Origin of the sequence: Paenibacillus jepli, from assembly GCF_047238105.1 — a bacterium.
Lineage (GTDB): Bacteria > Bacillota > Bacilli > Paenibacillales > Paenibacillaceae > Paenibacillus_D.
On the sequence record NZ_JBDFMD010000001.1, the window covers coordinates 2,689,729 to 2,703,705 of the forward strand.

The window sequence follows — 13,977 nt, forward strand, 5'->3', positions numbered from 1 at the left end:
AGCGCCGGGAATCCCGGGTGGGTCCTGCTCGCCTGCAGGAGAGGAGTCGACCGGCGGAGCCGATGTCCCAGCCACCGCTCAGGGTAACGTCTGCAGGCTGGCCCGAAACCGTGCGGATCCGGTCCACCCCGCCGGGCCGGGTCAGCCAGCCTCAGGGCATCGCCCGCAGGCTGGCGCGACCTGCAGGCTGCCCCGCCGACACCCGCGGCACGCGTCCAGCCAGCATCGTCAGCACATGCTGGGGGATCGTGCCGCTGTGCTCTGCGAGCTGCCCCAGGGTAATCTCGTCGTCCCCGGAGCGGCCGATCGCTGTGACGACCGTGCCCACGGCACAGGGGCCCGGGAGCCGGATCATCAGCTGATCCATGCATACCCGGCCGAGGATCGGCGCCCGCCGTCCGTTCACCAGCAGATGGAAGCCCGCATAATCACGCGCATAGCCGTCGGCATATCCCAGCGGCACCGTGCCGATCCACTCATCCCGCTCGGCCCGGTAGCTGCAGTCATAGCCGACATACTCCCCGGCACGCACCAGCTTGGTCTGGACGACCGTGGAATACAGTGCCAGCGTCGGCTCCAGCCGGAGCGCCGTCTGCTCGCGCACCTCCTCGTCGCACGTATCGATCCCGTACAGCGCCGCTCCAACCCGGATCATCGCCATGCCTTCAGCCGCGTCCTGCGGATACTGGATCGCCGCTGCGCTGTTGCCGCAGTGGGCAGGCACATCCGGCCAGCCTTCCTCCGCCAGCCACTGCCGCATCTCGGCGAAGCGATCGAGCTGGCGCCGGTAGTAGGTGCCGTCTGCCTGATTGGCTGTCGCCAGATGCGTGTAGACGCCTGCCACGACAACGCCCGGCTGCCGCAGCCACGGCTCCATCGCTGCCAGCTCCTCGCGGGTGCGCAGGCCGATCCGGCCCATACCCGTGTCCATCTTGATGTGCACCTCCAGCGGCTCTGATGTCCGCCTGCCGCTTCGCATCTCGCGCAGCCATGACGCCTGAAACACCGGCACCGCAATCCGGTGGCGCGCGGCATGATCGGCCTGAGACGGATGCGGCGGCGTCAACGCCAGGATCGGCACCCTCACGCCGGCCTCCCGGAGCCGCACGCCTTCCTCCAGCTGGCTGACGGCAAGCTCGTCTGCACCTGCCTGCACTGCCGCCCGGGCGACATCCACCAGTCCGTGCCCGTACCCGTCCGCTTTGACCGCCGCCATGAAGCGGCAATGCCCCGGCAGCCGGTCCTTCAGCAGCTGGACATTGCGGGCCAGCGCTCCCAGATCGACCTCGGCCCAGGTCCATACCGGCGTCCAGCTCATCGGACCCCCTCCCCCTCTCCCACCCGTGCCAGCACTTCGGTCACGAGCTCTTCGAGCTTCAGCGAGCGGGAACCCTTGACGAGGACGATACAGTCGCTGTCCGCTTCCGCCAGCAGCGCTGCCAGCAGCGCAGCCCGCTGGTTCTCGGCAAACGCCTTGACCGCTCCGGCGGGAAAACGTCTGGCTGCTGCGTCAGCAATCCGGGCCGCAGCTTCTCCTATCGTCAGTACCCGGTCGAGCCGCTGCGGATCGAGCCCTTCGCCGATCGCCGTATGCAGAGCATCGCTCTCCTCGCCGAGCTCGACCATGCTGCCGATGACAGCGATTTTGCGCTTGTGCGGCTGCAGCGACATCAGCGTATCCAGCGCCGCCCGCAGGCTCGGGGGATTGGACTTGTAAGTGTCGTTGATCATCATCAGCTTGCCCGCATAGGCGACCTCCTGCCGCATCCCCGTCGCTTCGACGCGCAGCAGTCCTTGCCGGATCTGCTCGGGGGAGAGCCCGAGATGACGGGCGGCGGCGATGGCGCCGAGCGCATTGAGCAGCTGGTGCTTGCCCAGCATCGGCAGGAACAGCGGGCCATACACCGGATCGTTCACCTCGAAGGTGATCCCCGCCTCGTTCATCGTCCAACTGGCCGGATACAGATCATGCCGGGCCGCTTCCCCGAAGGCAAGCAAGTCGGCATCCGGCGTCAGCAGCGCCAGGCGGTCCGTGAGCAGCGGGTTGTCGGCATTGTAGATGAAGAACCCTCCAGGCGCCAAGCCTTCCAGAATCTCCAGCTTGGCCTGAGCGATCCGCTCCCGGGTCAGCAGATCGGCCAGATGCACTTCGCTGACGCTCGTGATGATGGCGACGTCCGGCCGGGCCAGCGACGAGAGTAAGGCGATCTCTCGCAGACCGGACATCCCCATCTCGACGACAGCCATCTCCGTCTCCTCCGCCAGCGACAGCAGCGTCAGCGGGACGCCGAGCTCATTGTTGAGATTGCCGGCGGTCTTCTGTGTCCGGAACGCCGTGCCGAGCAGTCCGGCGAGGATGTCCTTCGTCGACGTCTTGCCGTTGCTGCCGGTGATGCCGACGACCCGCGTCCGCAGCTGCCTGCGGTACGCTCCGGCCAGCTGCTGCAGCGCAGCGACTGTGTCGCCCACAATCAACAGCGGCACGCCCTCGGGCGCATCCGGCTCGTCAGCGCTCCAGAGCGCCGCCACGGCTCCGGCATCGACAGCCTGGCGCACATAGTCATGGCCATTGAAGCGCGGTCCCCGGATCGGGATATACAGATTGCCCGGGCGGATCGTCCGGGTATCGGTCGAGACGCCATGCACCTCCACGTCCTCCGCAGCACTGCGCAGCCGATCGCGCCCCAGCTCCAGCATCTCGGCGATCTGGCCTATCGTCCGGCGGATCATGACACCACCTCCAGACGGCGTGCCTGATGCCGTTCTAGCGCAAGCCCCAGCAAGCGGTCGATCAGCCCGCTATAGGGTGTGCCGTCGGTCTTCTGCCAAAGTGCCGGATACATGCTGATCGCGGTAAAGCCGGGCAGGGTATTAACCTCGTTCAGATAGGCAAACCCGTCATCCGTGACGAAGAAGTCCACCCGCATCAGTCCGGCGCCGTCCAGCGCCCGGAACGCACGGAGCGCCGTGCTGCGCAGCGCCTCGTCAAGCTCCGGCTCGAGAACGGCCGGAATCTGCTGGACAAGTCCGCCTTGGAGGTATTTCTTGTCATAATCGAAAAAATCGATCTCCCGGATGAACTCGCCGCCGATGGAGCAGCGCGGCTGCTCATTGCCCAGCACCGCATACTGCACCTCGCGGCCGACAACCTCGCATTCGACGACCAGCTTGACATCGTAACGCAGCGCCAGCACGATGCCGGCCCGCAGCTGCTCCCTGCCCGCACAGCGGCTGATGCCGATGCTGGAGCCCATATTGGCCGGCTTCACGTAGCAAGGATAGCCGATCTCGCGTTCCAGCCGATCCAATGCCGCCTCCGCGCTCGCCTGCCACTCCGCCAGACGCAGCTCTTCATACCGGGCCTGCCGGATCCCCTGGGCCTCCAGGATGCGCTTGGTCATGAGCTTGTCCATCCCGACGGCCGACGCCAGCACGCCGTTGCCGACATAAGGCACACCCGCCAGCTCCAGCAGTCCCTGCACCGTCCCATCCTCGCCGCCCGGCCCATGCAGCACCGGGAAGACGATCGCATCCTGCCCATCCAGCGCGCTCAGGAAAGCCCCCATCGAGGCTGCCGCGCTCGCGTGCGCCGGCTGCCGGCGCAGCTGCGCTGCCTCCCGCAGCTCGCTCTCCACCCGCCATGGCGGACACCATACCCCGTCCCGGGTGATGTAGACCGGATGTACCGTATACCGGGTTTTATCGACGGCTTGCAGGACGGTCAAGGCCGTCTTCAACGATACGTCATGCTCGGCCGACCGGCCGCCGTAGAGAATATACACATTTGTCGCCATAGCGCTGTGCCTCCAGTACTGAGATTGTCGCGGCAGCCTGTGCTGCCTGTCATGATCCCAGTATGGCGGAGCGGATTTAAGACTCCGATAAGGAAACGTAATTTATTTCTTATAAATTCCTTAAATCGTTGGTGAAAAGTAGGCCTCCTTGAAACGGATCGTTCTTTCGATCGCTGTTGTCCCCAGATTTCTTGGATAGATTTAACCCCTTTAAAGGGGGAAATCTGGGGAGCATATGCTTTCGAGGCTAGCTTTTCTGCGAAAAGCTCTCAGGCGAGCGCTTCGCAGCGTATGCTTCCATGTCGCTTTCTTACAGAAAGCGTTGACCAGAATCGATTCCGTGCCTCTTTGGCATTTTTTCACCAAATATTTTAAACGACTACAAAGGATCTACCACTACAGCCGCCTGCTTGCCGCTCACCTGGATGCCCGTCCGGGGCGTGCCTGCGCTGCGCAGGTCGGCCAGCAGCCGCTGCAGCAGCTCCTTGGCCTGCTCGCCTTCACCGCGCCGGCCCTGGAGCCTGACAACGAGCACGGCTGCCTGTCCCGACTGCAACAGCTTTTCGATCTGGCGCTGCTTGGTCTCGTAATCATGCTGTTCGATGCCGGCGGTCAACCGGATTTCTTTGACCTTCTGCGGGGCTCCGTCCTCTTTTTTGGCCTTCGGCGTCTGCCGCTTCGCCTGCCCCCGTGACGCCAATCTGCAGGGCGGCGGGCTGCTCATAAGCGAATCGCACACCAGATCAGCCTTGGCCTGCTTAGCCAGAGCGAGCGCTTCCTCGCGGGACACCACGCCAAGCTGCTCGCCGTCCAAGCCCGTCAGCAGCACCTCGGAGGCTTTGATTTTTTCGTTCATTAACATCGCTTACATCTCCTTTCGCTTGTCTCAAAAGAGTAATAACGATCGCCAGTCTTGGATAAACTAACAGACAGAGTCAATCTGTGGCATACTTATGATTAGGAGGGGTTGTTATCTACTATTCCAAGAAGAACGCCGAACCGACACCGGAGGAGCAAACATCGATCTGGTCTTGTCAAAGCGACGGCTGCGAATGCTGGATGCGGGACAATTTCTCCTTCCAGGATAATCCCAATTGCCCGATCTGCGGCTCGGAGATGCTCGCCGACTCCCGGATGCTCCCCGTGCTCAAGAAGTAATCCCGTTGCCTGCCGGTATCGGTATCGGCAAAGCTGCGCCCCATCGTCAAAAGGCGGTACAGGACTATTGCTCTGTACCGCCTTCATTGCGTCGCTCACTGTCCCTTTCAGCTGAATTCCAGACGCTTCATGAACTCTTCTGCCGCGCTGTATCCCTGCTGGCGCAAATACCAGTTGTTGGCGGCAGCCTCGATCAAGCCCGCCACATCCCTTCCGGGCTGAAGCTGCACCTCGATATGCGGCACCTTGACCCCCATATAATCGGTGAACTTCTCGTCGAGCTCCAGCTCGTTGTTGAGCGCATCATCCTTCCACTTCGTCAGCTCGATATCAAGCGTGATGCGCGTCTCCTCCTGGAACGCCTTGCGCCCGTATAGCCTGGATACGTTGACCAGACCAATACTGCGGAGCGCAAGGAACTCCTTGGTCGATTCATTATGCGTGCCCAGGATCGTCTGGGGACTGAGCTTCTTGAGCACCACGATATCGTCGGCCACCAGGCGGTGTCCCCTCCGGATCAGCGTGTGCGCGGTCTCGCTCTTGCCGACGCCGGACTTGCCGCGCAGCAGAATGCCGATGCCTGATACATTGACGCATACGCCATGGATGGAGATCTCCTCGGCCAGGTGCTTCACCAGGAAGCCGTCCAGCCGGGCGATGAACTCGCTCGTAGCCGAGCCGGTCCGCAGCAGCGGAATCCCTTCCAGCTCGCAATATTTGGTCAGGTATTTGAGCCCGTCCTGGTTGCCCGTTACAATAAAACAAGGCGGATGATATTTAACGATGTTGCCGATGTGGTGGTTACGCTCCTCTTCGCTAAGCGTATGGAGATAATTGATCTCTTTTTTGCCCAGGATCTGGACATGCTCCTGCGGGAAGAAATCAAAATACCCGACGAATTCGAGCCCCGGTCGATGGGGTCTGGCTTTGCTGATCTGGCGGTGTTCCACCTGATCTGCGCCGGCCAGGATCTCCAGCGAGAAACGCTGGGCGAGTTCTTGCACAGTTATGGCTTTCACACCTGCTGCCTCCTCTCCAGTAGCCTGGAACACTTATCGTGCGCACGCCAAAGCGGGCTGTTATACAAACTCTTATAAGGAATAGTATATTCTACATGAGAATGAATTTACCTTCAACCTGATTTCTTACCCAGGTTTACTATCGGTGAAACTACCTTTATACTTAATCGTATAAATTATTATAGAGGCCCGAGTCATGCAACGGGTGCTGCATTTGTGTGAAAACGAAACCATTTATGAGATAGAGGTGACCCCAAGATGGACTTGAAGCAAGCCTATACGACCCTCGGCTTAAACGAAGGCGCAGACAAGGAGGCCGTGGAGAAACGGTATACGATTCTCATGCGGCAGTCTCGTACCCAGCAGAGGCGCGAAGAAGCCGGCGAGACCGTCGTCGACAAGGTGGACCTGGACGTTGTAAATCAGGCGTACAAGCTGATCCTGGCGCACGAGAACCAGAAGGATCTGGACGCCTTCAATGCCGACAAATACGGCAGATATAAGGGCATGGCCGACACCGCCGAGAAAGCCGACCATTTCTTCAGCTATTACAGATGGCATCTGATCATCGGCGTCGTCATCATCATCGGCATCATTTATGGGATTAACGGTTACATGGACAGACAGGAAGAGAAGCGGCTGGAAGCGCTGCGGCCGCCCATCGACCTGACCTTCATGCTCTACGGCAACTACTTCCTGGAGGACGGCGGTCAGGATATCGTACCGCTGGAAGAAGCCATGCTTGCCTACTTTCCTGAGTGGCAGCGTGTGAGAGGCGTCCTGACCTATCTGCCGGGCGAGCAAGGCTCGCCGCAGGATGCGGCGCTTGTCCAGAAAGCAATGATCATGCTTATGACGGAGAAAAGCGATGTTTATCTGATCGATGAGCATAATTTTGAACTGCTGACAAGACAGGGACTGCTGCGGCCGCTGGACGACCAGGTCGCCGGTCCGCTCGCACCTTACGTCACAGAGGATATGCTCCGCACCGGATTCACCGAAGACGATCCCGAAGAGCGAGTCTATGGGATCCGGCTGGGTGAGACCGAGCTGATGCAGGAGCTGCCGTTGTACTATCAGAATATGGTGGCAGGCGTACGGGCTCCCCATCTGGACACCGAACAACCCGAGCATGCGCTGCTGTTCCTGGAGCGCTTCCTCAGTGGAGAAGTCCCAGAAGCGCCGCCTGCTCCTCCAGCAGACGCGGCTGACGGGGAGGAGACCGGAGACGGCGGATCTGTGCAGGAAGAAGCGGCTTGATCCGAACCTCGTCCCGATTCGTCTGCAGCCCTCCAGGGTAATGGGAGAGGGAATGCATACGAAAGGAGTCGATATAGGATGAAGACGATGTACAAGACGGAAGTAACCTCCAAAGGCGGACGTGACGGTACGGTGCGCTCGTCGGACGGTATACTGGATCTGCAAGTCGGCATGCCGGGCGGCGGCGGCGACGTCACCAACCCCGAGCAGTTATTCGGCGCAGGCTATGCCGCTTGCTATCATAGCGCACTCAAGAGCATCGCCGGCGGCAAGAACATCGACACGACAGACTCCGAAGTGACGGCTCATGTCTCGCTTCACAAGGGTGACGATGGGTATCAGCTCTCCGTTCTGCTGGAGGTCGCCATCCCAGGCCTGGACGAGAAGCAGATCATGGAGCTGTCCGAGGCCGCACATGAGATGTGCCCCTACTCCAAAGCAACGCGCGGCAATATCGCCGTCGATCTCAAAGCCACAACTGCATAAACGGCGAATGCCCCACCAACAGCCTATCCGGCTTCAAACCGGACAGGCTTTTTTTGCGTGTCCGACGTCTTACCCCTATTGACAAGAAGATCGAATGGTTGTATGGTTAGTTACAACAGTAATTAACCAATATGGTGGTGAAGCAATGAGCTTACTAATTGATGATGACCGGCCGATCTTCGCCCAGATTGCGGAGCGGATCGAGAACGACATCATTGACGATGTATTGCCTGAAGAATCTCAGGTCCCGTCGACGAACCAGTTCGCCGCCTATTACAAGATCAATCCGGCCACTGCTGCGAAGGGTGTGAATCTGCTGGTCGATCAAGGCATTTTGTACAAGAAACGGGGGATTGGGATGTTTGTGGCGACAGGCGCCCGCTCCAGACTGCTGGAAGCGCGCAAGGAACAATTCTATGAGCAATATGTGATCCGCATGCTGTCGGAAGCCAATAAGCTGGGGATAACCGAAGAACAGCTCACACAGATGATCAAACGGGGAGCGATGCTGAAATGACGACCATCGTAGAGGTGCAGGGACTGACGAAGCATTATAAGGATGTCACAGCTGTCGATAACGTCAGCTTCACGCTGGAGGAGAACAAGATCTATGGCCTTCTCGGCCGCAACGGGGCCGGCAAGACTACCGTGATGCATATGCTGACCGCCCAGACCTTCGCAACCAGCGGCGACATTCGCATTTTCGGCGAGCATCCTTACGAGAACAGCCGCATCCTGAGCCGGATCTGCTTCATCAAGGAGAGCCAGCGCTATCCGGATGTCTTCCGGGTCTGCGATGCCCTTGCCGTCGCAGCCTCCATGTACCCGCAATGGGATGCTGAGTTTGCCAGCGACCTGCTGGACCGGTTCTCGCTGCCCCCTAAGCGCAACATCAAGAAACTCTCCCGGGGTATGCTGTCCGCCGTCGGCATCATCATCGGCCTCGCCAGCCGGGCGCCGCTGACGATCTTCGACGAGCCTTATCTGGGCCTCGATGCGGTAGCACGGCAGATGTTTTACGATCTGCTGCTGGAGGATTACGCCGAACATCCGCGCACGATCGTGCTCTCTACCCATCTGATCGACGAGGTGAGCCGGATGCTGGAGCATGTGCTGGTCATCGACAAAGGGCGGCTTATCATAAATGAGGATACGGAGACGCTGCGCAGCTACGCCTTTACGCTGGCCGGTCCAGCCGCCAAGGTCGAGCCCTTCCTGGAAGGCAGGCAAGTGACGCGCCGCGAGCCGCTCGGCAGCTATATGACAGCGACCGTCATTGGCGAACTGTCCCGCGCTGACCGGGGGCAGGCGCAGGCGGATGGTCTGGAACTGCTGCCGGTATCCCTGCAGCAGCTGATCGTAGAGCTCACCCACAACCACAAGGAGGCATCCAGCCGATGAACCGTTCCGTCAAGATTATTTCGCTGCATCTGCGCAATCCGTTCCTTTTGGCAGGGTTGCCCTGGGTCATTGTGTTTTCGAGCTTTCTGATTAATTTGTTGATCAGCTTTTACCTTGAGGATGCGATGTACACCGGAGGGCTGGCCGCTCTGTTTATCATTATCTTTGTCACCGGGATTACGATTGTCCCGCAGACGTTCCCGCTGGCACTGGGTCTCGGTGCGACGAGGCGCGACTACTTCATCGGCACCGTCTTGACCGGTCTGCTGATGGGTGTGTTCTCGACTGTCGTCGTTACGCTGCTCGGAGCGATCGAGCAGGCTAGCGGCTCCTGGGGAACCGGACTTCACTTCTTCCATCTGCCATACTTGCATGACGGTTCGCTTATCCAGCAGCTCATCTTGTTCCTGCTGTTATACATGTTCTTTTTCTTCTGCGGTCTTGCGATCGCCGCCGTCTACCGCCGTTATGGCCGCTCCAGCTTGCTGATCGCTTTATTGGCTGCGCTAGTGCTCGGGACGCTGCTTTCTTATTACATGACGGAGATGGGCTGGTGGATGGATTTCTTCCACTGGTTTGCCCGGCACACGGCCTTCGAGCTGTCGTTGTGGACCTTGCCGCTCTCTTTGGTCATGGCGCTCTGCTGCTTCCTGCTGCTCCGCAGATCCGTCGTCTGACCGGTCCAGACAGCAGTAAAAGGCGGTGCAGGAATCTTCCCTGCACCGCCTGTTCGCTGTTACCAGCATCACAATCGCTTATTTCGTCGCATTCAATTCATATTCATTCTGATGGAGCTCCTTGATCATCCGCTGCATCAGATAGCCCTCCTGGTCCCCCAGATCGTTCCGATTGTCGCGTACGATCATGCGTCCAATGTTCCGTTTCAGAATCTCGCTTCGTCGTGTCAGTAACTCACTGTAAGTCACAATCTCTCAACTCCCGGTTTGTTTTTGTCTGTGTATACCTGCCATCGTTGTGGCACATTTATAAGTATATAAGACAGACCGCGAGAAGGAAACCGGCCCCTCGCCGGATGAGCAGGCTCTGCTTCCGCTCTCGCTGGCTCACCCGAGCCTGCGCCGGGGCAGTCGCAAAGATACGACCAGATCCTCCCGATTATGACACGACATGTAGGTTATGGCGGTTCAAAAGGTCAGTCTGGCTTGCCAATTGCCCGAATCTCTTGCAGCGTCTCCTCATCCAGTACGACATCCACGGCCGCCAGGACGCCGAGGATATGCTCCGGCTTGCGGACGCCGACGATCGCACTGGTGACAGCCGGATGCGCCAGATCATAGGCAACCGCCAGTTGGGCGACGGTGATGTCGTGACGGGCCGCGATGCCTTTGAGCTGCTCCACGCGGTCCACATTGCGCCGCAGACCTTCCCCTGTATGGGCAGCGGAGCGGGAGCGCCAGTCGCCGTCCTCAAAGGTCGTCTCGTACGTGTATTTGCCAGAGAGCAGTCCCGAGGTCAGCGGGCTGTAAGCGACGACGCCGATCCCATGCTCCAGACAGAACGGCAGCAGCTCCTGCTCTGCGTTGGGCCGCAGGATGGAATAAGGCGGCTGAAGCGCATCCACATGCCTCACCCGCAACGACTCTTCCAGAAGGGGAACCGTGTAATTGCTCACGCCGACGTAACGGACCTTACCGTCCTGCACCAGGCGATCCAGCGCCCGCATCGTTTCTTCCGCCGAGGCATTCTGATCGGTATCGGGCCAGTGCATCTGATACAGATCGATGTAATCGGTTCCGAGTCTGCGCAGTGACGCTTCCGCCTCGCGCAGGATCGACTCGTAAGTGCCATTCTTCGACACCTTCCCCTGCTCGTCCCAGATCAGGCCGCACTTGGTGGCGAGGACGACGCGCTCGCGGTCGCTGCCGAGCGCCTTGCCGATGATCTCCTCCGAATAACCCAGTCCATAGACGGCAGCCGTGTCAAAGAAAGTGATGCCCGCGTCCAGCGCCGCGCGCACCCCGTCATGGGAAGATTGATCATCCTGATCTCCCCAGCTGCTGGCCCATCCCGCGCCTCCGATGGCCCACGCCCCAAAGCCGATAGCCGAGATCTCCGGTCCGTTTTTGCCTAGTTTGCGATATTGCATGATTTCATCTCCCTTCTGGTATTTGTTCTCTCTTATTATAGACACAGGCAGCCGCACATTTCAAAGTTCTGGATCATGGACGTCTTGACGGGACGCCAAATGAACCTTAGCATTAGGAATACTAGGCTGTGAAGGAGTTTTTGTACATCATGTGGCTTATTCTGTCGCTTCTGGCCGCTGTCAGCTTCGGGCTTCGCGGCATCCTGTATCACGCTGCCTCCAGGCAGCGGCTCGACCGCAGCCTGATGCTGTGCGGCGTCTTCTGCACTGGCGCCGTCCTCAGCTTGCTCGGCGTCTTCATCTACGGTCAGACCTGGAGTCTCTCGGCCTTGACCGGGATGATGATGGGATTCTTCTCTTACGGAGCCAATGCCTGCATGTTCAAGGGCTTCGCTGTCGGCAAGCCTTCGCTCATCGCGATCCTGACCGCCCTGCCGCCGGTTGTTGTCGTCTTCCTTGCCTATCTGCTCTGGGGCGAGACACTCAGCATGTGGCAGCTATTATCATTTGTCGTTATTGTCAGTGGCATCCTGCTCGTCCGTTACTCCAACGATTTGTCGCTGGATAATCTGCAAGGAGCTGGCTGGGGACTGCTGGCGACGCTGTGCTTCGGCATGAACGACGTGACCGGCAAGCTGTCGACAATCCTTGGCGCGGACATGTTTCCTACCTTGTTCTTCATGTTCATTACCGGCACGCTCTGCTTCGGCCTCAGCTGGGGGATCGAGCAGCGGAGCCGGGCTGCAGCGGCCTCACTGTCCGTACGGGTGCAGGAGCAGCCAGCCCCCGCTTCCACTCCGCAAGCGGGACGGGGACGCATCCGCTGGACGCCGCGGAACACCTTCCTCGCCGGCCTCGTCGTCGGATTGACCAATATTAGCGGCATGGTGCTCATCCTGTCGGCATTCGAGACTGGCATCACCTCGCTCGTCTCGGCGGTGATCGCGCTCAACGTACTGATCATCCTGCTATACACCCGGATCTATCTCCGGGAGCGGTTCACCCCGCTGGAGCTGACCGGCATGGCTACCGCCTTCATCGGCATCGTCCTGCTCCGCATGTTCTGAGCATCTTGCCAGGCATGTTCGCTGGCGCCGCAAGTACAAACCCTGCTCACGCAGGTTCGCACTGCGATACGGACACAATAGGCTCTGTTTGCACAAAAGCCCGCCAGGAACCGGCCCTGCGGACACACGATCCGTTATGCGCTGGTTTTATGCCCGTTAGCCCCCGTTTACAGACCGATAACGGATCCTCTGTCCGCAAGCAGCTCTAAACACACGCCCATGCTCGAAATAAGAGCTACTGTGTCCGTTCGTGTGCGAGCGCCGCACAATGAAAATTCGTAAAGCTATCATCCCCGTTTTGGCCGTTGCTATGGGAGTTGTTATATACGCAAGTACAGACACTTTAGGCAAGGAGACACCTACCCTTGAAACAAAGGCTGCTCCTAATGAAATAAATGAGACAATTCAACAAAAGGAATATAAGATTTCTACAACTCAAGCAAAACTGGTCTTCTTTAATGATTTCTCTATTCTTGACTCTGCTACAGAGATCGTCGCTATTGGGCATGCAGTGAATGACCAAGGCTTGTACGATGTAAAAACGGACGAGGGTGTCATTGTAGACCAGTTAAGTCAAACTTCTGTTCAAATTGACCAAGTTCTTAAAGGAGATATTCCAACAGACCATCCTGTGACGGTAATGGAATCTGCAGTTATTACTGAGGATGTATTAGTTACGTTGGAAGGTTACGTGAAAATGAATAATGAGGATAAATACCTCTTGTTTTTAAGGAAGACTGGCGAAAACACCTATGCAATCAATGGTACGTTTCAAGGGAAATTTAATGTTGAGAAGGCAGATCCAGCAGAGCCTTTCCAAGGATTTACTATTAGCGAAGAACAGTTAAATGATCTTGAGTACATCGGGGAGCATGTAGATCATTTTAATATATTGAAAGAAGAAGCATTGAGCAAATATGTAGTGAAATAAGTTAACGTGAAAGAAGCCGTATCTCTTAAATAAGAGAGCGGCTTCTTTCTTTGTATACCTGCATGGGGGCATCTACAGTGAGTGTCCTGAATGGGGACTACGGGCGCCTCCCATAACCCAAAATAAGGGTTTCCCTCGCAAGCCCATCGACGGGCTTCCTCTTGCGAAGACCAGAACGATCTGTTGGAGAAAATGCTCGAAGGAAATCTTCGGGGTTTCACCTTGGTCTATCAACTTTCTTTATTCTGCATATCCAGCTGCCGGATCTCGCCGTCTTCATTGAGCAGCGCCCAGTTGCAGTTATGCTCACGGAACATTTTGTCGACCCGACCGCTCTCAAAGTAAGTGACGACCGTGCGCCCTTCCAGATTGTAATAATCAATCGTCACTCTCGGAGCTCCGAAATCGGTCAGGGTAACCTCCAAAATATGAGCGTCCCAAGGAATCACCGATTCAAACAATGCGCCCTCGTACAGCTTGATATCCGTCCGGGGCTGATCGATGGGCGCGTGACGCTTCACCAGCTCGAACACCTTGGCGATCTCCGCCTTCTCCCTGTCGATGGCGACCAGCTCGGGGTCCACTTGCCCGCAACCGGCCAGCTTCTCTTCGCCAGGCTGCGGTGCCGGCCGCATCGTGAAGAAGCTGATCAAGCCCAGTACGATTACTAAGCCGCCCAACACGGCCAAGATTCGAACCATCATCCACTTGCCTCCATAATCCTGTCATGTCTCTAGAAGATTATACTGGAGAG

The 13,977-nt window shown here is 58.2% G+C and carries 16 protein-coding genes; 8 read left to right on the forward strand and 8 right to left on the reverse strand.

What is annotated here, in order from left to right:
- Window positions 1-151: 151 nt before the first annotated feature.
- From alr to infC, 4 genes are all read right to left on the reverse strand, one after another.
- Entirely contained in the window at window positions 152-1,318 is a 1,167-nt protein-coding gene (alr, locus tag ABC336_RS11905; protein ID WP_413238851.1) for an alanine racemase, read from the reverse strand.
- A complete protein-coding gene (locus ABC336_RS11910; RefSeq protein ID WP_413238852.1) occupies window positions 1,315-2,730 on the reverse strand; it encodes a UDP-N-acetylmuramoyl-tripeptide--D-alanyl-D-alanine ligase in 1,416 nt (471 codons plus the stop codon). The genes alr and ABC336_RS11910 overlap by 4 nt, the downstream gene beginning before the upstream one ends.
- Entirely contained in the window at window positions 2,727-3,794 is a 1,068-nt protein-coding gene (locus ABC336_RS11915) for a D-alanine--D-alanine ligase family protein (RefSeq protein ID WP_413238853.1), read from the reverse strand. The genes ABC336_RS11910 and ABC336_RS11915 overlap by 4 nt, the downstream gene beginning before the upstream one ends.
- Window positions 3,795-4,173: 379 nt before the next feature.
- A complete protein-coding gene (gene infC / locus ABC336_RS11920) occupies window positions 4,174-4,656 on the reverse strand; it encodes a translation initiation factor IF-3 (protein ID WP_413238854.1) in 483 nt (160 codons plus the stop codon).
- Window positions 4,657-4,817: 161 nt separating this feature from the next.
- On the opposite strand from infC, the gene ABC336_RS11925 reads away from it, so the two are divergent.
- Window positions 4,818-4,952, forward strand: coding sequence for a cold-inducible protein YdjO-related protein (locus ABC336_RS11925; protein WP_413242494.1), 135 nt, complete (start codon window positions 4,818-4,820; stop codon window positions 4,950-4,952).
- Window positions 4,953-5,059: 107 nt separating this feature from the next.
- Here ABC336_RS11925 and hprK read toward each other — a convergent pair whose 3' ends face one another.
- A complete protein-coding gene (gene hprK, locus ABC336_RS11930) occupies window positions 5,060-5,971 on the reverse strand; it encodes an HPr(Ser) kinase/phosphatase (protein ID WP_413238855.1) in 912 nt (303 codons plus the stop codon).
- A 258-nt stretch (window positions 5,972-6,229) separates the two neighbouring features.
- On the opposite strand from hprK, the gene ABC336_RS11935 reads away from it, so the two are divergent.
- The 5 genes from ABC336_RS11935 (at window position 6,230) to ABC336_RS11955 (ending at window position 9,795) form a co-directional block, all read left to right on the forward strand.
- Window positions 6,230-7,231 (forward strand): J domain-containing protein, encoded by a 1,002-nt coding sequence (locus ABC336_RS11935; RefSeq protein WP_413238856.1) that lies wholly within the window; start codon window positions 6,230-6,232, stop codon window positions 7,229-7,231.
- A 78-nt stretch (window positions 7,232-7,309) separates the two neighbouring features.
- Window positions 7,310-7,717, forward strand: a complete 408-nt coding sequence (locus ABC336_RS11940) for an organic hydroperoxide resistance protein (protein WP_413238857.1) — start codon at window positions 7,310-7,312, stop codon at window positions 7,715-7,717.
- Between the two features lie 145 nt (window positions 7,718-7,862).
- Window positions 7,863-8,234 (forward strand): GntR family transcriptional regulator, encoded by a 372-nt coding sequence (locus tag ABC336_RS11945; RefSeq protein WP_413238858.1) that lies wholly within the window; start codon window positions 7,863-7,865, stop codon window positions 8,232-8,234.
- The gene (locus ABC336_RS11950; protein ID WP_413238859.1) at window positions 8,231-9,118 is read left to right on the forward strand and encodes an ABC transporter ATP-binding protein; all 888 of its coding nucleotides are present in this window, start codon (window positions 8,231-8,233) and stop codon (window positions 9,116-9,118) included. Before ABC336_RS11945 ends, ABC336_RS11950 begins: the two co-directional genes overlap by 4 nt.
- Window positions 9,115-9,795, forward strand: a complete 681-nt coding sequence (locus ABC336_RS11955) for a hypothetical protein (RefSeq protein ID WP_413238860.1) — start codon at window positions 9,115-9,117, stop codon at window positions 9,793-9,795. Before ABC336_RS11950 ends, ABC336_RS11955 begins: the two co-directional genes overlap by 4 nt.
- 78 nt (window positions 9,796-9,873) lie before the next feature.
- Here ABC336_RS11955 and ABC336_RS11960 read toward each other — a convergent pair whose 3' ends face one another.
- Together ABC336_RS11960 and ABC336_RS11965 are read right to left on the reverse strand one after the other, a co-directional pair.
- The gene (locus tag ABC336_RS11960) at window positions 9,874-10,044 is read right to left on the reverse strand and encodes a hypothetical protein (RefSeq protein WP_413238861.1); all 171 of its coding nucleotides are present in this window, start codon (window positions 10,042-10,044) and stop codon (window positions 9,874-9,876) included.
- Window positions 10,045-10,271: 227 nt separating this feature from the next.
- Window positions 10,272-11,225, reverse strand: coding sequence for an aldo/keto reductase (locus tag ABC336_RS11965; RefSeq protein ID WP_413238862.1), 954 nt, complete (start codon window positions 11,223-11,225; stop codon window positions 10,272-10,274).
- Between the two features lie 149 nt (window positions 11,226-11,374).
- Here ABC336_RS11965 and ABC336_RS11970 point away from each other — a divergent pair, with 149 nt between their 5' ends.
- Window positions 11,375-12,292, forward strand: a complete 918-nt coding sequence (locus ABC336_RS11970; protein WP_413238863.1) for an EamA family transporter — start codon at window positions 11,375-11,377, stop codon at window positions 12,290-12,292.
- Window positions 12,293-12,560: 268 nt separating this feature from the next.
- Window positions 12,561-13,223, forward strand: a complete 663-nt coding sequence (locus ABC336_RS11975) for a hypothetical protein (RefSeq protein ID WP_413238864.1) — start codon at window positions 12,561-12,563, stop codon at window positions 13,221-13,223.
- 230 nt (window positions 13,224-13,453) lie between these two features.
- Here ABC336_RS11975 and ABC336_RS11980 read toward each other — a convergent pair whose 3' ends face one another.
- Window positions 13,454-13,927, reverse strand: a complete 474-nt coding sequence (locus tag ABC336_RS11980) for a hypothetical protein (RefSeq protein ID WP_413238865.1) — start codon at window positions 13,925-13,927, stop codon at window positions 13,454-13,456.
- Between the last annotated feature and the right edge of the window lie 50 nt (window positions 13,928-13,977).